At 34.5% G+C, this 20,933-nt stretch carries 18 protein-coding genes and 3 pseudogenes; 10 read left to right on the top strand and 11 right to left on the bottom strand.

The genetic code is table 11. The features are described 5' to 3' along the window. Positions 1–12 precede the first annotated feature (12 nt). The gene (locus CWATDRAFT_RS06175) at positions 13–1,539 is read right to left on the bottom strand and encodes an IS5-like element ISCwa2 family transposase (RefSeq protein ID WP_007304199.1); all 1,527 of its coding nucleotides are present in this window, start codon (positions 1,537–1,539) and stop codon (positions 13–15) included. A 243-nt stretch (positions 1,540–1,782) separates the two neighbouring features. Between CWATDRAFT_RS06175 and CWATDRAFT_RS06180 the strand changes: the two are divergent. The 4 genes and pseudogenes from CWATDRAFT_RS06180 to CWATDRAFT_RS06195 all read left to right on the top strand — a co-directional run bounded on the left by CWATDRAFT_RS06180 (position 1,783) and on the right by CWATDRAFT_RS06195 (position 6,996). Beyond that, positions 1,783–3,407 (top strand): annotated as a pseudogene (locus tag CWATDRAFT_RS06180) (IS1634-like element ISCwa1 family transposase). Between the two features lie 395 nt (positions 3,408–3,802). Beyond that, complete coding sequence (locus tag CWATDRAFT_RS06185) at positions 3,803–5,287, top strand: IS1380-like element ISCwa5 family transposase (RefSeq protein WP_007303318.1); 1,485 nt, start codon at positions 3,803–3,805, stop codon at positions 5,285–5,287. A gap of 421 nt (positions 5,288–5,708) precedes the next feature. Next, positions 5,709–6,290: a helix-turn-helix domain-containing protein gene (locus CWATDRAFT_RS06190; protein ID WP_007304202.1), complete on the top strand. Its 582-nt coding sequence runs from the start codon at positions 5,709–5,711 to the stop codon at positions 6,288–6,290. 64 nt (positions 6,291–6,354) lie between these two features. Then, a complete protein-coding gene (locus tag CWATDRAFT_RS06195; RefSeq protein WP_007304203.1) occupies positions 6,355–6,996 on the top strand; it encodes a transposase in 642 nt (213 codons plus the stop codon). Positions 6,997–7,045: 49 nt separating this feature from the next. Here the strand turns inward: CWATDRAFT_RS06195 and CWATDRAFT_RS06200 are convergent, their stop codons facing one another. The 3 genes from CWATDRAFT_RS06200 to CWATDRAFT_RS06210 all read right to left on the bottom strand — a co-directional run bounded on the left by CWATDRAFT_RS06200 (position 7,046) and on the right by CWATDRAFT_RS06210 (position 8,624). After that, positions 7,046–7,471 carry a MerR family transcriptional regulator gene (locus CWATDRAFT_RS06200; protein ID WP_007304204.1) on the bottom strand — a complete coding sequence of 142 codons (426 nt, stop codon included), beginning with the start codon at positions 7,469–7,471 and terminating at the stop codon, positions 7,046–7,048. A gap of 124 nt (positions 7,472–7,595) precedes the next feature. Next, positions 7,596–7,811, bottom strand: coding sequence for a hypothetical protein (locus CWATDRAFT_RS06205; RefSeq protein ID WP_007310759.1), 216 nt, complete (start codon positions 7,809–7,811; stop codon positions 7,596–7,598). Between the two features lie 36 nt (positions 7,812–7,847). Next, positions 7,848–8,624 carry a hypothetical protein gene (locus tag CWATDRAFT_RS06210; protein ID WP_007304205.1) on the bottom strand — a complete coding sequence of 259 codons (777 nt, stop codon included), beginning with the start codon at positions 8,622–8,624 and terminating at the stop codon, positions 7,848–7,850. A 152-nt stretch (positions 8,625–8,776) separates the two neighbouring features. Between CWATDRAFT_RS06210 and CWATDRAFT_RS37060 the strand changes: the two genes are divergently transcribed. The 4 genes and pseudogenes from CWATDRAFT_RS37060 to CWATDRAFT_RS06230 all read left to right on the top strand — a co-directional run bounded on the left by CWATDRAFT_RS37060 (position 8,777) and on the right by CWATDRAFT_RS06230 (position 12,093). Next, positions 8,777–8,956 (top strand): hypothetical protein, encoded by a 180-nt coding sequence (locus CWATDRAFT_RS37060; protein ID WP_042711219.1) that lies wholly within the window; start codon positions 8,777–8,779, stop codon positions 8,954–8,956. Between the two features lie 8 nt (positions 8,957–8,964). Continuing rightward, on the top strand, positions 8,965–9,546 hold the full coding sequence (locus tag CWATDRAFT_RS06220; RefSeq protein WP_007304206.1) for a helix-turn-helix domain-containing protein: 582 nt from the start codon (positions 8,965–8,967) through the stop codon (positions 9,544–9,546). Positions 9,547–9,610: 64 nt separating this feature from the next. Further along, positions 9,611–10,252, top strand: a pseudogene (locus tag CWATDRAFT_RS06225) (transposase). Between the two features lie 314 nt (positions 10,253–10,566). Then, positions 10,567–12,093 (top strand): IS5-like element ISCwa2 family transposase, encoded by a 1,527-nt coding sequence (locus CWATDRAFT_RS06230; protein WP_007304207.1) that lies wholly within the window; start codon positions 10,567–10,569, stop codon positions 12,091–12,093. A gap of 368 nt (positions 12,094–12,461) precedes the next feature. Here the strand turns inward: CWATDRAFT_RS06230 and CWATDRAFT_RS06235 are convergent, their stop codons facing one another. The 6 genes from CWATDRAFT_RS06235 to CWATDRAFT_RS06260 form a co-directional block, all read right to left on the bottom strand. Continuing rightward, positions 12,462–12,767, bottom strand: a complete 306-nt coding sequence (locus CWATDRAFT_RS06235; protein ID WP_007304208.1) for a hypothetical protein — start codon at positions 12,765–12,767, stop codon at positions 12,462–12,464. Positions 12,768–12,821: 54 nt separating this feature from the next. Beyond that, positions 12,822–13,271 (bottom strand): chromophore lyase CpcT/CpeT, encoded by a 450-nt coding sequence (locus tag CWATDRAFT_RS06240; RefSeq protein WP_007304209.1) that lies wholly within the window; start codon positions 13,269–13,271, stop codon positions 12,822–12,824. 30 nt (positions 13,272–13,301) lie between these two features. Further along, positions 13,302–13,841: a phycobiliprotein lyase gene (locus CWATDRAFT_RS06245; RefSeq protein WP_007304210.1), complete on the bottom strand. Its 540-nt coding sequence runs from the start codon at positions 13,839–13,841 to the stop codon at positions 13,302–13,304. Positions 13,842–14,283: 442 nt separating this feature from the next. Next, on the bottom strand, positions 14,284–15,051 hold the full coding sequence (locus tag CWATDRAFT_RS06250) for a phycobilisome rod-core linker polypeptide (protein WP_007304211.1): 768 nt from the start codon (positions 15,049–15,051) through the stop codon (positions 14,284–14,286). Between the two features lie 187 nt (positions 15,052–15,238). Continuing rightward, positions 15,239–16,114, bottom strand: a complete 876-nt coding sequence (locus tag CWATDRAFT_RS06255) for a phycobilisome linker polypeptide (RefSeq protein ID WP_007304212.1) — start codon at positions 16,112–16,114, stop codon at positions 15,239–15,241. A gap of 254 nt (positions 16,115–16,368) precedes the next feature. After that, positions 16,369–17,397, bottom strand: coding sequence for an IS701 family transposase (locus CWATDRAFT_RS06260; RefSeq protein WP_071892168.1), 1,029 nt, complete (start codon positions 17,395–17,397; stop codon positions 16,369–16,371). A gap of 119 nt (positions 17,398–17,516) precedes the next feature. Here CWATDRAFT_RS06260 and CWATDRAFT_RS33040 point away from each other — a divergent pair, with 119 nt between their 5' ends. Beyond that, a complete protein-coding gene (locus tag CWATDRAFT_RS33040) occupies positions 17,517–18,542 on the top strand; it encodes an IS701 family transposase (RefSeq protein WP_071892171.1) in 1,026 nt (341 codons plus the stop codon). A gap of 145 nt (positions 18,543–18,687) precedes the next feature. Here CWATDRAFT_RS33040 and CWATDRAFT_RS33045 read toward each other — a convergent pair. After that, positions 18,688–19,118: pseudogene (locus tag CWATDRAFT_RS33045) on the bottom strand (transposase); the annotation flags it as partial. A 139-nt stretch (positions 19,119–19,257) separates the two neighbouring features. On the opposite strand from CWATDRAFT_RS33045, the gene CWATDRAFT_RS06270 reads away from it, so the two are divergent. Next, a complete protein-coding gene (locus CWATDRAFT_RS06270; protein ID WP_007304215.1) occupies positions 19,258–20,883 on the top strand; it encodes an IS1634-like element ISCwa1 family transposase in 1,626 nt (541 codons plus the stop codon). Positions 20,884–20,933 lie beyond the last annotated feature (50 nt).

Consider the following 20,933-nt stretch of genomic DNA (forward strand, 5'->3'; position numbering starts at 1 on the left):
TTTCTCCAAAATTTATGCCACTTTTGACCAAGAATTTTCTGACAAATCAATAAGTTTTAGTACATAAAAATTGTTTAAAGTATAATCAAAATTAATGAAAGGCGGTTTGATGAGTTCCCCTGTTCTATTATTAGTAAATAAGGACAAAAAAAGCGACAAAAACTGCCTCAGAAGTTTAGAAAGATTGACAACTAAAAATGTAATAGCAATAGATGTAATGGAGGTTTCAGGGAGTTTTGTCATCACGAGATTTAGGCTAAATCTTCGTTTAGCTTGTCCAAACTTTCCCTCAATAGCATTACGGAAGCATTCATCGGAGTGGGCTTGTTTCTTTTCTTCTTCACTGACATTTTTCGGAGGTCTTCCTAACTTCGGACCACTGATTCTTATCCCTCTTTCCTTACACCAATTTCTGTTTTCCCTAGTTCGATAAATTTTATCTACATGGACGGATTCGGGATAATAGCCAAACGTTTCTTTATACTTTTCTACTTGTTCTTTTAAATGACAAGATTCATTGAAGTTTTCCCAACTTATTTTGTCTAGAAACACATAGTTATCTACACAGCTTACTGAGAGTTTAGCTCCAAACTCTATTGGTTTTCCTGCTTTTCCCCTCACTATTGGACGAATATGCCGTTGAGTTAAACTTACAATTCTTTGAGGAACACTCTGGGTCTTATTCTCCCACATTGACTGTTGTTGTTCATAAACTTTTTTGATAGTCTCTAGACAATTTTTCTGTCTTTTACTCAGATTTTCCAGGGAAGCCCCAGCTTGAATTAAGTCTTCTATATTTCCTAAATTTTTCTTAAGGTATTTTAACTGTTTCCCGATAGCTTTTCTTCTTTCTTGATAAGATACTTTTCGTTTTTTAGCTACTTTTAAGTATTCCTTTCTAGCAATTTTTCTAGAAGTTCTCGGCTTTTTTCTCAATTTTACTCTTAATGGTTTATAAAGATTATCTATTATTCTTTCTGTCTCAATTCTGGCTTGATTTAATATGCCTAAATCCGTTGGGTATTTGATGTCTGCTGGCGCACAAGTCGCATCTAAAATTAGTTTACCTTTATTTTTTATTTTTTCTCCTTTTTCTTGGAGACAATCCTTTTTTTTTACTTCTTTATCACTCTTGTCTATTTCTCTTTTTACTATTTTTTTATTGATTTTGTTTATCAATTCTCCATCAATTCTTTTCCTAAAATGAACTAGCATTGAAGATTCCAGTGGTGGCTCTTGTTGATAACAATTTAAACCTATAAAGTATTGTAGATAGGGATTTTCTCTAATCTTTTCTATAGTTTCTCTATCACTTGTTCCTAATTTTTCCTTAATAATTAATGTCCCTAATGCCATTCTAAATAGTTTGGCTGGCGCACCTTTTTCTGCTGAAAAAAGTTTAGCATATTCTTCCTCAAAATCATCCCAAGGTATCAACTCTGCCATGATTACCCAACGATTATTGGGGGACAATTTGCCCTCGAAAGGTAATTCAAATTTTTCTGGGGGCGGTAAAGGTTGCTCCTCTTTTCGATACATTTGTTCTTGACCAACAACTGGGAGGTGTTTCTACCAATTATAGCGGTTTGTAGCCGACAAAGCTGATCTTTTTTGCGATCGCGAATATGGGTGTAACCTTTTAACCCAGATTCCGCACTTCAAAAAGTAGTATTAAATACTACAAGCCTGGGGTTAATAATTAAGTATAATTGCTTAAGCTCTTGAAGACAAAAAAGTGGGGTAATTGCTTAAGTTGTTTCCTCTGTAAAAAAAGAGCGAAAAATGTCTTATTTAGAAGAAATACAAGTTAAAAATTTAGACCATTTAGGGATAGTAGCTGGTTTAATTGATGAAATAGGAATAGTCAAAATAATTAATAATAAATTAGGAATAGATGTTAGAGAAAAAATCTCAGCAGGTACAGTGGTTAAGTCTATTTTAATCAATGGACTAGGATTTGTTTCAAGACCTCTATATTTATTCAGTCAGTTTTTTCAAGATAAAGCCATTGAGAAATTGTTAGGAGAAAGAATTAAACCTGATTACCTTAATGATGATAAAATTGGGAGAGTAATGGATGAATTATATAAATATGGACTAAATGATATTTTTATTGAAGTAGTTTTAGAAGTAATTAAAAAATTTAAAATAGACCTTAAATACTCCCATTTAGATTCCACATCATTTCATTTAGATGGAGAATATAAAAGGGAAGAAGATAAAGAGAAACAGGAAGAAGAAAAAATTATTAAAGAAAGACCAATTTTTATTAAGAAAGGATATTCTCGGGATCATAGACCAGACTTAAAACAATGTGTCTTGGATTTAATAACAAGCCAAGATGGAGATATTCCATTATTTGTGAGAGTAGGAGATGGAAATGAATCTGATAAAGCTGTATTTGGAAAAGTTTTAGTAGAATTCAAAAAGCAAATAAAGTTTGATAGTATCATGGTTTGTGATAGTGCTTTATATGGTCAAGAAAATCTCCAACTAATCCAACATTTAAAATGGATAACGAGAGTTCCAATGACCATAAAAAAAGCAAAAGAATTAGTGCAAAATATAGAGGTGGAAGAAGTAAAAGATGAAGATAAAGAAAAAAGAAGTGACCTAAATTTAGAAAGTTATACCTGGAAAGAAGGAATTGTTACTTATGGTGGAATCAAGCAAACTTGGTTAATAGTCTTGAGTGAAAAAAGACAGAAAAGTGATTTGGAAAAACTAGAAAAACAACTTTCCCAAGAAGAGAAGAAATCCCAAAAATTTCTTAAAGAAATACAATCTGAAGAATTTGAACATCCTCAAGCTGCTCGATATAAATTAAAAGCTATTAATAAAAAATTGAGATTGTTGGAAATAAAAGAAGTTGAACTGATTGAAACTTACTCGAAAAAAAAGGAAAAGATTTATAAAATGATTAGTCTGATCATCAAAAAAGATGAAGAGATAAGTAGAAAGACTAAAGAAGCAGGAAAATTTATTTTAGCAACTAACTTAGTAGAGGAAAATAAATTAGAAGCTAGTGAAATTCTGATAACTTATAAAAACCAGCAATCTACGGAAAGAGGATTTCGATTTTTGAAAGATCCCTTATTTTTTACTGATAGTTTCTTCGTTGAAAAACCAGAAAGAATAGAAACAATGTTATTTTAATGTCTTTGTGTTTGTTGATTTATAACTTGGGGCAAAGAGAATTAAGAAATTGTTTAAAAAGAGTCAAAAAAGGAATAAATAATCAAGTAGGGAAAGTAACATTGCGTCCGACTTTGAGGTGGATATTTCAATGTTTTCAAGGTATTCATTATGTGATTTTAAACGGAGTTAAACGAATTGTCAATTTAACAGAAGAAAGGCGTTTTATATTGAGTTTATTACCTGCATCTTGTCAAAGATATTATCTATAAATTGAATTGGATAAAGCAAAAATAATAAAAGAATAAGAGTCTAATGATATCAAATGAGAAGAGGAAACTCTCCTTTGTTTGTGCTGAGTCTTGCTAAGTTTTCAATGAGTATAAATCTTCTTAATTTGATTATTTTTCCTAAAAATTTAATGAAAAGAGAAATATTCTTGCCCAGGTATGATTTTCGGACTTTTTAAAACTATGTATTTTTTTATGCTACATTTTGAAGTGCGGAATCTGGGTTAAAATCAACCCGAATTAGACAAAGATGAAAAGATAAATCAATCACTCATTTTTCAAAAAAAATTATTAATAAAATCTCTAATAGTACTAGATTGTTAGAATAAAATATGCTATAATTTAATTATTAAAGCAATTTACCTTAAACTAATTTAATGAGTCCCAGTCATCCCCGAACCCCTCGTCAAGTAATCAACTTTAGTAAACAGAAAGGAAAAGAAATAATCGCTAATTTTGATGGGGGACTAATCACTTCAGATGCGGGGATTGTCTGGATAGCTGAGTTGGATAAAAAACTGGGAATTACGGAGAAGTTTGGTAACTGTTTTCAAGATCATCGTCATCAATCTTATGTAGATCATTCCGTTCATGAGTTATTAGCACAAAGGCTTTATGGAATTATTTTAGGCTATGAAGATGTCAATGACCATGATAAATTACGTCACGATCCTGCCCTTAAGATCGCTTTAGAAAAGCTTAATGAACTTGAAGATAAAAAGGGATGGTTAGCTGGAAAAAGTACAATTAATAGATTGGAATATTGTCCTGAGACTATTCTCGACCAAAAAACGAGTCGTTATCATAAAATAGAACCCAACTTTGAAGCCATTGAAAAATCTTTTGTTGAATTTTGTTTAGAGTCTTATAAAAAACCTCCCTTAAGTATTATATTAGATATGGATGTCACGGATGACCAAGTACATGGTAATCAAGAAGGGGCATTTTTTAATAGTTATTATCACGGAGTATGTTATGCTCCTTTATATATTTTCTGTGGGCATCATTTATTAGTTGCTAAACTTCGTTCATCTAATGTAGATCCAGCCGATGGAGCCTTAGACGAATTACAAAGAATTATCGGACTAATTAGAGAAAAATGGTCAGAGACTCATATCCTAGTTAGGGGTGATAGTGCCTATGCCCGTGAAGAAATCTTCTATTTTTGTGAAAATCAGCCTTTAGTTGATTATGTTATAGCTATGGGAACAAATGGCGTTCTTAAGTTACGAGCGGATGATGTAATTGAAAAAGCCAAACATGAATATGAAAAAAAACTAGCTCCAATAACTGAATTAATGGATAGTTTATTTCAGAAAAAAGAAGATTTAGAAGAAGTTAAAAAATTAGTACCAATTTCTACTTGGTATCGCTCTATTCGTTATAAAACAGAAAAGTCATGGAGTTGTCAAAGAAGAGTAGTGACAAAAGTTTGTTATGGAAGTGATGGCTTAAAAATGCGCCATGTGGTGACATCTTTGCCCGCTTCAAAAATTCCACCCTCAAAACTTTATACAAAAAAATACTGTCCGAGAGGCGAGATGGAAAATCGGATTAAAGAACAACAATTAGACTTGTTAGCTGATAGAACTTCAACTCAAACATTTCAAAGTAATCAACTAAGATTATGGATACATTCCTGGGCCTATGTTCTCATAAATGCTTTTCGTCAACACTGTTTAAAAAAAACTTCATTGGCTAAAGCAACTGTGGGAAGAATACGTCTAAATCTTCTTAAGTTGGGAGCCAGAATAAAGATTAGTTGTAGAAGAATTATTATCGCTATAGCTAGTGCTTGTCCTTATCAAGATATTTTGTCTATTGCTAACAAAAGAATTAAAACTATTCCTAATACTGGATAAGTAGAATAAGTTGTTTTTCAAAAAAGATATCTATCATAAGTTGTTGACTGACTGATACTTTCATTTAGTCTTATTTATCGTGGAGAAAATCAAAAGTTAATATAATTATTCCCTCTTAAACTCAATTTTTGGATAATCAAAGTCAATTTTTTTATTCATCTATATTCAAAATTTCTATTAGTCCTAAAAATTATCATTTTTCATCTCTGGATTGGGCTTTCAAATTAATTTGTGAGAAATCCGGGATTAGAGAAGTATATTAAGAACAAAAAATCTCAAGCACAAACACTAGCTAGACCTTTTCGTGTAGCTAAAAACTTTGTTCAAAAGCTCTTTTTCGTTTTTTTGAGATTAAACTAGTGCAGCTTGGCGAAAGTAATCCACCAGATTTTTACAGAAACTTTCGTGACTAGCCACGACAATGTGTTTCAATGAAACTAACGGACGAATCTCGAAGTTGATGTCCATGATAAAAGCATTGCCAATTAACCTCTCCAACCTACAGAAAACAGTACTCCAACAAATAGTGAGAGGGACAACAAACCCCTATCGCCTTGTTAGACGAGCCAAGCTAATCTTAGCCGCAGCATCAGGAGAGAGCAATAGTTCGATTAGTCGAAGATTAGAATTAGACCGAGTACAAGTGCGTCAGTGGCGATCGCGATGGTTTGAGGAGAGAGAAAAACTGAGTGCCGCCGAAGAACAACAGGTAACGGAGAAAGCATTAATGGTCTTGATCAAAGGAATTTTAAGCGATCGCCCAAGACCTGGAACAACAAAATCCTTTACGGTCGAACAAGTAGTCCAGATTGTAGCGATCGCTTGTGAAGAATGTGAAAAATCAGACAGACCAGTGAGCCATTGGACACCTTCAGAGTGGGCGGATGAAGCCATAAAAAGAGGAATTGTCGAAAAGATTTCCCCCCGTAGTGTGGGGCGTTTTTTAAAAAGAAGCGACATTACAACCACATCTCGTTCGTTACTGGTTAAATGCCAAAATTGATGATCCCTTAAAATTTAAAAAGCAAGTCAAATATATCTGTGAACTTCATCAAGAAGCTAAAACTTTGTTAGAACAAGGAATTCATTTAATTAGTACAGATGAAATGACAGGGATTCAAGCTCTTGAGAGATTATTTCCGAACAAAAGAATCAAGCCTAAACAAGTAGAAAAAATCGAATTTGAATATGAAAGACACGGAACTTTAAGCTTGATTGCGAACTGGGATGTGGCAAGAGGAAAAGTTGTTAGTCCCTCTATTGGACCGACAAGAACAGAACAAGATTTTTCTGAACATATCCAGAGAACGATTAAGATTGATGAAAAAGCAGAATGGATTTTTATTGTAGATAAACTCAACACTCATAAATCGGAAAGCTTAGTCAAATTAGTAGCAGAAAGCTGTGAAATTACTATTGATTTGGGGAGAAAAGGAAAGGAGGGGATTTTGCAATCTATGGACAGCAGAGCAGATTTTTTATCAGATGAATCTCATCGAATTCGCTTTGTTTATATTCCCAAACATACATCGTGGCTTAATCAAATTGAGTGTTGGTTTTCGATCTTAGTCCGGCGTTTACTCAAAAGAATTACTGTCCGTTCAACTGAAGAACTATCCCAAAAAATTCTCAATTTTATTGATTACTTTAATCAACATTTTGCTAAGCCGTTCGTTTGGAAATTTAAGGGCTTTAAAGATCATAAGTGACTGGTGGATTATTTTTGCTAAGCTGCACTAGCTGTGTGAAGCTATTCATTTACAAAGGAATATCAGAATCAATCTCAAACCATAGTGTTGCGCCATAGTTTTTCTTGTGTTCTGGGTCATAAATCAGTCGACCAATTCCTGGAATTCTCACCTCATTACACAAGAAACTATGTCCCCCCATTTTCACGTCAATAACAGGGTGATGGGTCTTATTGTCGCGATTATATCTGAGTATAGTCTGAATAACATGGATATAGGTCATGATGTCTTGTTTCCGTATTCGCCAGCGACCTTTTGGACCTTTATTTTTACGGCTTATTTTCGGCATTCCACCGGAAGAGACAGGGATTTTCCAGCGACGACCCTCTTTAAAGGCTCCTTCGATACGACCATCTACAGCCAGTTTTCGCACACGCTGAACGGATAAGTGAAGTCGACAAGCTGCTTGAGTTGTTCCAATATAAGTTTCTGACATTGAGATATTTACTGTTGCGCTATAGTTAAAACCATTATATAGCCTTTGTTTGGAGTTTGGTATTGAACACACCCCATCTAAATCAAAGATTATAGTGAGACTGATAACTGATTGCTATATTTCCCTATTTCACTTCCAGCAAATCTACACCATCAATAAAAATTCCACAGCAACCTGAACTATATTCCCATTTAACTTTATAACTTCCATTATCTTGTATATATTGGCTGACATCGTTAATAATTAAAGCGATAACAAGACTAATTAAAGAGAAAAATACTAAATTATCCCTTGGTATCTGAATAATTTTTTGTGAAATATTATCAAATAAATTGTCCATAATTTTTCTAAATGATCAGTTTTTCTGAATTCTAAATTAATAAATAGCTGCTTCGGGTTTCATTATACCGATCGCCCTTAGTCCAGAAATCACACGAACCCCAATAAATGCCCCTACTAAGGAACGGACTAAATTTTCTAAGGGCATGATAGGAATTAACAAGATCCATACCTCCTCAGGCCAATTAAACATGATATAAGTAATCATTGCCTGACTGACATGATAAACCCCAGCAACTGTCCAACTACCAAAAAATAAACCCAACCAAACTAACCGTAAATTTTCACTATTAATCCATTTGGCAAATAAAATTCTTGTAGGTAATATAAACAATAATATCCCTGACCAATTAATAAAAGAACCCTTAACAATAACAGAAAGAGAAACTTGATTATTCATGGCGCGAGAAGTATAAATGTAAAAGGCCACTACAAAAAAAATACTCAGAAAAAACCACCAATATTTACGCTGTTTACCAATTACCATACAACCAGCAGCAAAACTGGCCACCATTGCCCCAAATATAGATACAGGAGGAATACCGGCCGTATGAGGGGCTAGAAATACCCCCATTAGGGTTCCAATACCACTAGCTAATGCACCCCCTACCGGTCCTAAAACCCATCCCAGGAGGGGAAATATACCTTGACTGAGGGGAAATATACCACCAGAGCCAATGGTAATAGAAAAAGGTATAAAAGCTAAGACTGTCACTACAGCAGACATAACGACAATATAATCTAAAGGGGTTCCATCAATAGAGGCACTTCCTAAAGATTTGACCTCTCTTTGTTGTCCAGAAGGTTCAATCATTATTATTTTTCTCTAAAAGTTGATTATTTTGATCGATTATATCATTGTTATCACAGTTATATGATATATAATGTAAATTCTTATAGTTTGATTTTTATCTTTCTAACGGTGATTTCCAAATCAATTTTATTAATTAATTGGCTCAACTGATAATGAAAAAATTTTATAGTGCTGTTAAATCAAGTTTAGCCTTACGAGTATTAATTGGATTTATTTTAGGTATATTAGCAGGTTTATTTTTTGGAGAAATGACCTCAGTTTTAGGAGTGGTCGGACTAGTGCAGCTTGGCGAAAGTAATCCACCAGATTTTTACAGAAACTTTCGTGACTAGCCACGACAATGTGTTTCAATGAAACTAACGGAAGAATCTCGAAGTTGATGTCCATGATAAAAGCATTGCCAATTAACCTCTCCAACCTACAGAAAACAGTACTCCAACAAATAGTGAGAGGGACAACAAACCCCTATCGCCTTGTTAGACGAGCCAAGCTAATCTTAGCCGCAGCATCAGGAGAGAGCAATAGTTCGATTAGTCGAAGATTAGAATTAGACCTAGTACAAGTGCGTCAGTGGCGATCGCGATGGTTTGAGGAGAGAGAAAAACTGAGTGCCGCCGAAGAACAACAGGTAACGGAGAAAGCATTAATGGTCTTGATCAAAGGAATTTTAAGCGATCGCCCAAGACCTGGAACAACAAAATCCTTTACGGTCGAACAAGTAGTCCAGATTGTAGAGATCGCTTGTGAAGAATGTGAAAAATCAGACAGACCAGTGAGCCATTGGACACCTTCAGAGTTGGCGGATGAAGCCATAAAAAGAGGAATTGTCGAAAAGATTTCCCCCCGTAGTGTGGGGCGTTTTTTAAAAAGAAGCGACATTACAACCACATCTCATTCGTTACTGGTTAAATGCCAAAATTGATGATCCCTTAAAATTTAAAAAGCAAGTCAAATATATCTGTGAACTTCATCAAGAAGCTAAAACTTTGTTAGAACAAGGAATTCATTTAATTAGTACAGATGAAATGACAGGGATTCAAGCTCTTGAGAGATTATTTCCGAACAAAAGAATCAAGCCTAAACAAGTAGAAAAAATCGAATTTGAATATGAAAGACACGGAACTTTAAGCTTGATTGCGAACTGGGATGTGGCAAGAGGAAAAGTTGTTAGTCCCTCTATTGGACCGACAAGAACAGAACAAGATTTTTCTGAACATATCCAGAGAACGATTAAGATTGATGAAAAAGCAGAATGGATTTTTATTGTAGATAAACTCAACACTCATAAATCGGAAAGCTTAGTCAAATTAGTAGCAGAAAGCTGTGGAATTACTATTGATTTGGGGAGAAAAGGAAAGGAGGGGATTTTGCAATCTATGGACAGCAGAGCAGATTTTTTATCAGATGAATCTCATCGAATTCGCTTTGTTTATATTCCCAAACATACATCGTGGCTTAATCAAATTGAGTGTTGGTTTTAGATCTTAGTCAGGCGTTTACTCAAAAGAATTACTGTCCGTTCAACTGAAGAACTATCCCAAAAAATTCTCAATTTTATTGATTACTTTAATCAACATTTTGCTAAGCCGTTCGTTTGGAAATTTAAGGGCTTTAAAGATCATAAGTGACTGGTGGATTATTTTTGCTAAGCGGCAGTAGTGCTTGTCCTTATCAAGATATTTTGTCTATTGCTAACAAAAGAATTAAAACTATTCCTAATGCTGGATAAGTAGAATAAGTTGTTTTTTAAAAAAGATATCTATCATAAGTTGTTGACTGACTGATACTTTCATTTAGTCTTATTTAGGGTTTGCTGAATAAAAGCAAAACCCTATTCTTTAAAAGGTTACACCCATATTCGCGATCGCAAAAAAGATCAGCTTTGTCGGCTACAAACCGCTATAATTGGTAGAAACACCTCCCAGTTGTTGGTCAAGAACAAATGTATCGAAAAGAGGAGCAACCTTTACCGCCCCCAGAAAAATTTGAATTACCTTTCGAGGGCAAATTGTCCCCCAATAATCGTTGGGTAATCATGGCAGAGTTGATACCTTGGGATGATTTTGAGGAAGAATATGCTAAACTTTTTTCAGCAGAAAAAGGTGCGCCAGCCAAACTATTTAGAATGGCATTAGGGACATTAATTATTAAGGAAAAATTAGGAACAAGTGATAGAGAAACTATAGAACAGATTAGAGAAAATCCCTATCTACAATACTTTATAGGTTTAAATTGTTATCAACAAGAGCCACCACTGGAATCTTCAATGCTAGTTCATTTTAGGAAAAGAATTGATGGAGAATTGATAAATAAAATCAATAAAAAAATAGTAAAAAGAGAAATAGACAAGAGTGATAAAGAAGTAAAAAAAAAGGATTGTCTCCAAGAAAAAGGAGAAAAAATAAAAAATAAAGGTAAACTAATTTTAGATGCGACTTGTGCGCCAGCAGACATCAAATACCCAACGGATTTAGGCATATTAAATCAAGCCAGAATTGAGACAGAAAGAATAATAGATAATCTTTATAAACCATTAAGAGTAAAATTGAGAAAAAAGCCGAGAACTTCTAGAAAAATTGCTAGAAAGGAATACTTAAAAGTAGCTAAAAAACGAAAAGTATCTTATCAAGAAAGAAGAAAAGCTATCGGGAAACAGTTAAAATACCTTAAGAAAAATTTAGGAAATATAGAAGACTTAATTCAAGCTGGGGCTTCCCTGGAAAATCTGAATAAAAGAGAGAAAAATTGTCTAGAGACTATCAAAAAAGTTTATGAACAACAACAGTCAATGTGGGAGAATAAGACCCAGAGTGTTCCTCAAAGAATTGTAAGTTTAACTCAACCGCATATTCGTCCAATAGTGAGGGGAAAAGCAGGAAAACCAATAGAGTTTGGAGCTAAACTCTCAGTAAGCTGTGTAGATAACTATGTGTTTCTAGACAAAATAAGTTGGGAAAACTTCAATGAATCTTGTCATTTAAAAGAACAAGTAGAAAAGTATAAAGAAACGTTTGGCTATTATCCCGAATCCGTCCATGTAGATAAAATTTATCGAACTAGGGAAAACAGAAATTGGTGTAAGGAAAGAGGGATAAGAATCAGTGGTCCGAAGTTAGGAAGACCTCCGAAAAATGTCAGTGAAGAAGAAAAGAAACAAGCCCACTCCGATGAATGCTTCCGTAATGCTATTGAGGGAAAGTTTGGACAAGCTAAACGAAGATTTAGCCTAAATCTCGTGATGACAAAACTCCCTGAAACCTCCATTACATCTATTGCTATTACATTTTTAGTTGTCAATATTTCTAAACTTCTGAGGCAGTTTTTGTCGCCTTTTTTGTCCTTATTTACTGATAGTAGAACAGGGGAACTCATCAAACCGCCTTTCATTAATTTTGATTATACTTTAAACAATTTTTGTGTACTGAAACTTATTGATTTGTCAGAAAATTCTTGGTCAAAAGTGGCATAAATTTTGGAGAAACTTTTTCAGCAAACCCTATTTATCGTGGAGAAAATCAAAAGTTAATATAATTATTCCCTCTTAAACTCAATTTTTGGATAATCAAAGTCAATTTTTTTATTCATCTATATTCAAAATTTCTATTAGTCCTAAAAATTATCATTTTTCATCTCTGGATTGGGCTTTCAAATTAATTTGTGAGAAATCCGGGTAAAGCATAACACTTCTTTGGGTCAATTAAATCTAAGAGATTGATGGGGAACATAGCGATCGCAAACAATAAAAATCCTTGAATGTGCTTTTATATAAAGATTATACTGGCTTGACTTCTTCTTCAACAACAGATCCCTGGAATCCATAAAGAGCCATTGATAATTCTAGGGATTTTCGGAAAATCGGGTATGAAAACTACCGTTTTTAAACCAGTATTGTTTCAATTCATGATGAGGGGTATGCAAACTTGCCTTGACTTGATAAAGAAGAATTTGTCGGTGATTTCCTAGCCAAACCCGCTTTTTGGGATCAACAGAAATTAAAGTTCCGCCCAAACTGATTACGCATTTTTCAAATCGTTCAATGGCGGAATAATCTAGGGTTTCAAAAATAAAAAAATTCCCCTCACAGATTAAGTGACGACTGCGAATCCAAGCTTGCATTTTTTTCCGAGCAACTGGAGGAAGCATAAGGAATAGGAACAGATTCGACAATTAACAATTAACAATTATAAGAGTGACCTTTTATGCAGAAGTTGAAACATCGGGAAGTTCTTGGGCGAAACTCTGGCGTTTTTCAAATCTCAACCGATCGGTTGTTGTCCCCCACACCTGTTCATGAGTATTAATATCTAATCCTCGTTCAATACAATCAGGGGTAATGGTTTTGAGAATGTCTCGTTCTCTTCCTGCTCCTGCATAGAGTATAGGCTCTTTGAGTCCATAATTCTCAACTATTACCTGTCCCTCTTTTTGGACAAATCGATGGACTCCTTGACGATAGGGACTCCAAAGATCATAGTCGTAAGCTTGCTCAGAATAAAAGCCAATCCCCTCAAAAAAATCCCAAGATAAAGGACGAAAAAATACCCGAATATGAGGGTAATCTTTGGGACTAGAAGCGGCTTGTTTTTGGTTACTAAAATCCCCTGCAAGCCAGTGCGCTAACTTTAGACTCAATTGTTCTTTAAGCATTTTTCCTATCTTAGAAATATAGTCAATAAATCATGATTTGGGGTCAAGAACGCGAGTTTCTGAGGAAAAAGAAGCAGTAACAACCCCTGACCCTTGACTTGTTTTAATCAAAGATACTCGTAGGCGAAAATTGGGATTGATAAACCAAATTTTTTCTTCAGCCATAGCACGATCATATGCTGTTGTTAACACAAATGTGCCATCTTCAGTAATTTGATACTGACCAACAGAAGGAATGGTTTCTGCATAACCCATATCTCGCAACAATCGTCCAACTTTGGGATTGTCTGGATCTGGTATAGGAACTAAAATAGTAGTCCCCTCAAAGGGTTCCTCTTTTTCATCCCAATCTGTTTCTCCTTCCCAACTCATGCGAAAAGGATGAGCAGCTAAAGCCGGGTCAATCTTGTACAATTGACACAGATCAATAACTTCCTTGTCTGACTCTTTGAGGGCAATAATATCAATGTTTGAAGTTACTTCTTCAAAGTGCCTGAAAGCTAGATGGTGGGCGCTGCGTTGAGAACGCCAACTTCCTAGGGACAGTTCAACAAATTTAGTAATATCCATCTTTATACCTCCAGGGTACTCCCTTTATAGCGGAGCTTAACAGCGAGGGGCAGGTCGTTCAACAAATAAACTGAGAAGAGCGAATCCTTGTTTTTAGTAAGCATAATTGTATCCGTCAAGGAGATGAATATGTGTTAGATATTTAGGGTTTGGGGACTCTCTTGTTTGAAATCCTCGGTGTTATAAATCAGATAACGGCAATATCTTGGTGGAAATTCATCCCCACCTAAAATGTCGGTATCCCTGATAGCATTTTTAGGTGGGGACTTATGCACGACATTTAAGTTAAATCAAGCCCCCGTTATACTGCCCTAAGCAGTTAACGGCGAGTTTGTGACTTATAGATGGGGACTGCGCAAAAAAGTTTGTTCAATAAAGAGAGCGAATTAAAAATTCGCTACCAAAACTTTTTAAGATCCGAGGAAAGATGACACCATATAGATTAAGCAACTTCAGTAATGCTGACAATCTTGCCACCTGCCCGATGAATCCGTTGAATTTGTGGACTCATACGGTCTCCAGGAACGATATACTCGGTGGTACTAATGCGACGAGGAGCATCAAACTTAGCCCCTTTAACCAATATTTTAAAGGTCTTGACTGTAGCATCTTTGGAGATTCCTAAACGTCCTCCCTTACTCGGTAGAACAATTTTTCCTCCTTGATTACTGGCCACTTCATCGACCAAACGAGAGCCTTTAAAGGCACTATCAACGCCAGCATAGCCTTGATAGAGGGATAAAGTGCGGTTATAACCCACTTGCTTGGAACCAACTTGGCTTTGCGCCCCTTGATAGTAAGGGACGATATTATCGCCGAATTTCTGCTGATACTCATCGCTATCAAGGTAAGAATCGATTTCCGCCTCATACCCAGACTCAATACAAAGGCGAATATGGCTCGACAGTTCCGCTTGGTCTTGGGGAGCGCGTCCCAATAAGTGCTTGAAGTTTACCTCAACAAAGCGATAGGGGGCGCAGGACTCAAAATAGCGACGGCGGTAAAATTCAGATTTGGCTACCTCCCGCACAAATTCTCGGACGATTAACTCCCCATTACATAGCCGCGATTCGGCACTGAGTTGGCGTTCGCTCTCCATAATGTGAGGATTGCCTAATACTTGCTTGTACACTCCCCGAATTACAATGGCTACCTCATCAAGACTTAAAGAGGGAGAAAGTTCTAAGGGGGTCTCTAAAATTACACTCATGGGAGTTCTCCTAGTTTCTTATTGGGTTGAAAATTCAAGGCCGGTTCAATAATTGATAAGTGAGTCTAGTGAAGTACCCCAACCTGCTGGAAGCAAGTTGGGGCTTCCAATAACAACTCAATTCTTTAATCGAATCATGTTCGATTTATCTAGACTGAACTGTGGTGTTCTCTAGTCTTTAACCAGATTAAACCGCAGTAATACTAGAAATCACACCCCCTTGTTTGTGGATGCGCTGGTATTCTTGAGAGAGTTTATTAAAAGGCACTAAATAAACTTTGTTACTCCGACGGAATTTGGAAACACGATTAACTTTACCGGGAGAGCGATAGCCAGTCACCTCGATGCGGTAAACTTTTCCTTCATCACTAGCTCCCACACCGTGACGGGTACGAGAACCAACGGGGGTATCTTGGAATGACCAACCTTCTCCAGCAACGCCACCAGAAGGAGGAATCACTGCTAGAGGGGTTTCTTGAATCACATATTTGTTGAGAACCGGTTCTTTCCCTGAAATACTTCCTTTCAGGTCGCTACTAGAGGCTCCCCGTAACATAGCAAACATATGGGTGAAGCCCACCATATTCCGTCCAGGTTGGGTTTTATAGCCTCGGTAATAAGGGACAAAAAATTCCCCATAGGCGTTCTGATATTCATCGCTGTCGAGGTAAGAATCGATTTCTGCTTCAAATCCTTGGGTGTCTAAGATGGTGCTGTGGGCTCTCATCTCTTCCAAACCATCGGGGGTGCGACCAAGAAAATGCTTAAAATTAAGTTCAATGAACCGATAGCGAGGGCAAGTTTCAAAAAAGCGAGTGCGGTAGAGATCAGATTTAGCTAAAGCACGTACAAACTCGCGGACACTCAATTCTCCCCGTTTAAATTGGGATTCAGGAATACTAGCTCGTTCGCTCTCCATCACATAGGCATTGCCTAAAATTTGACGGTAGACAGCGCGGATAACAGTCTCTACTTCTTCTTCTGAACGCCCTGGTATCAGTTCCAATGGGGGTGTCTCTTCAAACAAACTGACTCCTAATGGAGAGGCAGGTCCAAAAACCATTGATTAAGTCTCCTCTTGTTTTTATAGTTTATTTAGCTCTAGTTATATAACTTTTCGTGTTTTTTTTATCTAAATAAATGTAAAGATTAAATAATACGGCACAGTAATGGCGGTCTGACGGGGACTATTTCGGTAGTCTATAGGAGTTACGCATTGACAGATGGTTTACAATGTGCATAGTCCAAACAGAGAAAGCGATCGCTGTTAACAAAAAGCAAAAAACTTAGAAGTTTCGCATTGACAGAAAATAAAAATTATGCTGTCAAAGAATTAGTGGGAGATAATTGTTCTAAAATAAACTCCCGTGCCACTTTTAAAGAAAGCTCTCTTTGGAGAGAATACCAAGACTCTATAGTTGCTTTAATTCTCATCAGTTCCAATTGACAAAATGCTCTTAAAGAACAGAAAATATGAGTAACAATAGCTTTTGTCGTTCTTACTTGAAACTTAGATAATCCACACAATTGTTTTAAAGCTCTATGATAGCATTCTATTCCCCAATGAATAGTTTGTAACTCTCTAAAATCATCGCGCTTCCAATCCATAAGTTTAGATTCATCATATAGAAAAGTAGCATAATAACGACAACTTCCGTGTTTAAAAGTCCTCTTAAATATTTTTACTTTTCCGAATTCTTTGATAATTACTATCAATCCATTATTAGGAATTTCCAACTCCTCTACTCTTTGATATTTACCTCCTTCTACTTTTACTTGTCTATTTTTGGCTATTCCTACTTGAAAATTCAGTTCTTTTTCTCTAAAAAATCTTAAATTCTCTTTAGAAGAATACCAACAGTCTGTCGTTATAGTAGAAGGTTTTACCCCCCACTTGATTACTTCTACTATCATCTCTCTTAAGTAATCATTTTTTGTTTTATTATCTAGAGGATCATAAAGGCGATAATTAATAGGCATTGATTTTCCATCATAGTCAGTATAATACAAAGTAATTAAGTTAATTCCTTTGATGGCTTTTTGATGTTTTCCTGACCAATAATAGTTGATTAAATGAGCTTTTCCTACTTGAGAGTAGTGTTTTTCAATAACGGTATCATCCCCACTTAACACTCCTCCAATCAAATTAAGGTTTCCTTGAACTTCTCTAAATAAATCTATTGGTTCATATTGCTCTCTTAGTAAGAATCTATTGGTGCTATGACGAGAAATTTCTAAAATCTCAGCTAAACGGCAGCAACCTGTGTATTTTGGCTCTGAGAGCAAGAAGTATGTATATTGATCTAGATTACATTGGGCTGTTGATGGTTTACTCCGAAGTCTTATGATTTTTCTCCTTCATTAGCGATCACCTGAAAACATCATCTGCATATTTACGCTCTTTTGTCAATGCGAAACTCCTAAAACTGATAAAATAGAGAGGATTATAAGAACTGGAGGTAGATATCCGAACTATAACGAAGAAATCAACGGCTAAATGTCATTTAGAACTCTATACTTACTATTTAATTGCTGAATCCAAATATTCGGGTTGTAATCGTTTATCCGAGATATTTGAGGATTTATCTCATGATAGTGTTAACCGTTTTTTATTAAGAGAAAGCTATAAACCTGTTGATTTATTCAATGAATTTAAACAGCACATTGAACTGAGTGGGGGAACCTTAAGTATTGATGATACAGTCATTGAAAAACTTTATAGTAATCCTAAATTAAGTAAATTTATTGGTTATTTCTGGTCAGGAAATAAACATAAAACTATCAAAGGAATTAATTTAGTTACTTTATTATATACTGACCCTAATGGAATTTCAGTCCCTCTAAATTATCGACTTTATGATAAAGAAGATAATCTGTCTAAAAATGATTATTTTCGGATGATGCTATCGGAAGTTTTAGCTTGGGGACTGAGGCCAATTTATGTAACTGGTGATAGTTGGTATTCATCTAAAGAGAACCTTAAATTTTTAAAAAAACAAGAATTAGGTTTCATGATAGGAATAGCTAAAAATCGACAAGTATCAATCGTTAAAGGACAATATCAATCCGTTGAAAGCTTAGAAATAGAGGAAAATGGGACAATTGTTTACTTAAAAGAGTTTGGCGAAGTTAAAGTATTTAAGAAACATTTCAAAAACGGAATGCTTCGTTTTTATATTTTATTTGACAAAGAAAATAAAGACTTAAGAGGAACAGATAAAACTCTATTTACTTTGTTGAAAACAACTCATTGGATTATTGAATGTTACCATCGTGCGCTCAAACAATTATGTGGTATCAATAAATTTATAGTCAGAAAATCAGAAGCTATATTGACCCATTTCTTTAGTTCTTTACGGGCTTTTATTAAACTTGAATTAATGAGAGCTAATGAGTTAATTGATAATTGGTATCAACTCCAAAGAGAATTGTCTATTGACGTTAATCGGAATTTTATTTTAGAGCAAATAAATTTGAAATTATCAGCCTAATTTATAGATTAGTTATTGTTATTATTACGTCAATTTTAGTGACTCTAATAATTAGCGATCGTTGTCTCTCTTTAAAGCTACTCATATTTAAGTTAATTTGTCAATGCGTAACTCCTAGTGCAGCTTAGAAAAAATAATCCACCAGTCACTTATGATCTTTAAAGCCCTTAAATTTCCAAACGAACGGCTTAGCAAAATGTTGATTAAAGTAATCAATAAAATTGAGAATTTTTTGGGATAGTTCTTCAGTTGAACGGACAGTAATTCTTTTGAGTAAACGCCGGACTAAGATCGAAAACCAACACTCAATTTGATTAAGCCACGATGTATGTTTGGGAATATAAACAAAGCGAATTCGATGAGATTCATCTGAAAAAAATCTGCTCTGCTGTCCATAGATTGCAAAATCCCCTCCTTTCCTTTTCTCCCCAAATCAATAGTAATTCCACAGCTTTCTGCTACTAATTTGACTAAGCTTTCCGATTTATGAGTGTTGAGTTTATCTACAATAAAAATCCATTCTGCTTTTTCATCAATCTTAATCGTTCTCTGGATATGTTCAGAAAAATCTTGTTCCCCAGATTCCGCACTTCAAAAAGTAGCATTAAATACTACAAGCCTGGGGTTAATAATTAAGTATAATTGCTTAAGCTCTTGAAGACAAAAAAGTGGGATAATTGCTTAAGTTGTTTCCTCTGTAAAAAAAGAGCGAAAAATGTCTTATTTAGAAGAAATACAAGTTAAAAATTTAGACCATTTAGGGATAGTAGCTGGTTTAATTGATGAAATAGGAATAGTCAAAATAATTAATAATAAATTAGGAATAGATGTTAGAGAAAAAATCTCAGCAGGTACAGTAGTTAAGTCTATTTTAATCAATGGACTAGGATTTGTTTCAAGACCTCTATATTTATTCAGTCAGTTTTTTCAAGATAAAGCCATTGAGAAATTGTTAGGAGAAAGAATTAAACCTGATTACCTTAATGATGATAAAATTGGGAGAGTAATGGATGAATTATATAAATATGGACTAAATGATATTTTTATTGAAGTAGTTTTAGAAGTAATTAAAAAATTTAAAATAGACCTTAAATACTCCCATTTAGATTCCACATCATTTCATTTAGATGGAGAATATAAAAGGGAAGAAGATAAAGAGAAACAGGAAGAAGAAAAAATTATTAAAGAAAGACCAATTTTTATTAAGAAAGGATATTCTCGGGATCATAGACCAGACTTAAAACAATGTGTCTTGGATTTAATAACAAGCCAAGATGGAGATATTCCATTATTTGTGAGAGTAGGAGATGGAAATGAATCTGATAAAGCTGTATTTGGAAAAGTTTTAGTAGAATTCAAAAAGCAAATAAAGTTTGATAGTATCATGGTTTGTGATAGTGCTTTATATGGTCAAGAAAATCTCCAACTAATCCAACATTTAAAATGGATAACGAGAGTTCCAATGACCATAAAAAAAGCAAAAGAATTAGTGCAAAATATAGAGGTGGAAGAAGTAAAAGATGAAGGTAAAGAAAAAAGAAGTGACCTAAATTTAGAAAGTTATACCTGGAAAGAAGAAATTGTTACTTATGGTGGAATCAAGCAAACTTGGTTAATAGTCTTGAGTGAAAAAAGACAGAAAAGTGATTTGGAAAAACTAGAAAAACAACTTTCCCAAGAAGAGAAGAAATCCCAAAAATTTCTTAAAGAAATACAATCTGAAGAATTTGAACATCCTCAAGCTGCTCGATATAAATTAAAAGCTATTAATAAAAAATTGAGATTGTTGGAAATAAAAGAAGTTGAACTGATTGAAACTTACTCGAAAAAAAAGGAAAAGATTTATAAAATGATTAGTCTGATCATCAAAAAAAATGAAGAGATAAGTAGAAAGACTAAAGAAGCAGGAAAATTTATTTTAGCAACTAACTTAGTAGAGGAAAATAAATTAGAAGCTAGTGAAATTCTGATAACTTATAAAAACCAGCAATCTACGGAAAGAGGATTTCGATTTTTGAAAGATCCCTTATTTTTTACTGATAGTTTCTTCGTTGAAAAACCAGAAAGAATAGAAACAATGTTATTTTTAATGTCTTTGTGTTTGTTGATTTATAACTTGGGGCAAAGAGAATTAATAAATTGTTTAAAAAGAGTCAAAAAAGGAATAAATAATCAAGTAGGGAAAGTAACATTGCGTTCGACTTTAAGGTGGATATTTCAATGTTTTCAAGGTATTCATTATGTGATTTTAAACGGAGTTAAACAAATTGTCAATTTAACAGAAGAAAGGCGTTTTATATTGAGTTTATTACCTGCATCTTGTCAAAGATATTATCTATAAATTGAATTGGATAAAGCAAAAATAATAAAAGAATAAGAGTCTAATGATAT

Source organism: Crocosphaera watsonii WH 8501, from assembly GCF_000167195.1.
GTDB classification, from domain to species: Bacteria; Cyanobacteriota; Cyanobacteriia; order Cyanobacteriales; family Microcystaceae; genus Crocosphaera; species Crocosphaera watsonii.

Bases quoted from the DNA above. Each gene is read 5' to 3' on its own strand.
- CWATDRAFT_RS06175 (WP_007304199.1), bottom strand. From the start codon at position 1,539: ATGTATCGAAAAGAGGAGCAACCTTTACCGCCCCCAGAAAAATTTGAA.
- CWATDRAFT_RS06185 (WP_007303318.1), top strand. From the start codon at position 3,803: ATGAGTCCCAGTCATCCCCGAACCCCTCGTCAAGTAATCAACTTTAGT.
- CWATDRAFT_RS06190 (WP_007304202.1), top strand. From the start codon at position 5,709: ATGTGTTTCAATGAAACTAACGGACGAATCTCGAAGTTGATGTCCATG.
- CWATDRAFT_RS06200 (WP_007304204.1), bottom strand. From the start codon at position 7,471: ATGTCAGAAACTTATATTGGAACAACTCAAGCAGCTTGTCGACTTCAC.
- CWATDRAFT_RS06205 (WP_007310759.1), bottom strand. From the start codon at position 7,811: ATGGACAATTTATTTGATAATATTTCACAAAAAATTATTCAGATACCA.
- CWATDRAFT_RS06210 (WP_007304205.1), bottom strand. From the start codon at position 8,624: ATGATTGAACCTTCTGGACAACAAAGAGAGGTCAAATCTTTAGGAAGT.
- CWATDRAFT_RS37060 (WP_042711219.1), top strand. From the start codon at position 8,777: ATGAAAAAATTTTATAGTGCTGTTAAATCAAGTTTAGCCTTACGAGTA.
- CWATDRAFT_RS06220 (WP_007304206.1), top strand. From the start codon at position 8,965: ATGTGTTTCAATGAAACTAACGGAAGAATCTCGAAGTTGATGTCCATG.
- CWATDRAFT_RS06230 (WP_007304207.1), top strand. From the start codon at position 10,567: ATGTATCGAAAAGAGGAGCAACCTTTACCGCCCCCAGAAAAATTTGAA.
- CWATDRAFT_RS06235 (WP_007304208.1), bottom strand. From the start codon at position 12,767: ATGCTTCCTCCAGTTGCTCGGAAAAAAATGCAAGCTTGGATTCGCAGT.
- CWATDRAFT_RS06240 (WP_007304209.1), bottom strand. From the start codon at position 13,271: ATGCTTAAAGAACAATTGAGTCTAAAGTTAGCGCACTGGCTTGCAGGG.
- CWATDRAFT_RS06245 (WP_007304210.1), bottom strand. From the start codon at position 13,841: ATGGATATTACTAAATTTGTTGAACTGTCCCTAGGAAGTTGGCGTTCT.
- CWATDRAFT_RS06250 (WP_007304211.1), bottom strand. From the start codon at position 15,051: ATGAGTGTAATTTTAGAGACCCCCTTAGAACTTTCTCCCTCTTTAAGT.
- CWATDRAFT_RS06255 (WP_007304212.1), bottom strand. From the start codon at position 16,114: ATGGTTTTTGGACCTGCCTCTCCATTAGGAGTCAGTTTGTTTGAAGAG.
- CWATDRAFT_RS06270 (WP_007304215.1), top strand. From the start codon at position 19,258: ATGTCTTATTTAGAAGAAATACAAGTTAAAAATTTAGACCATTTAGGG.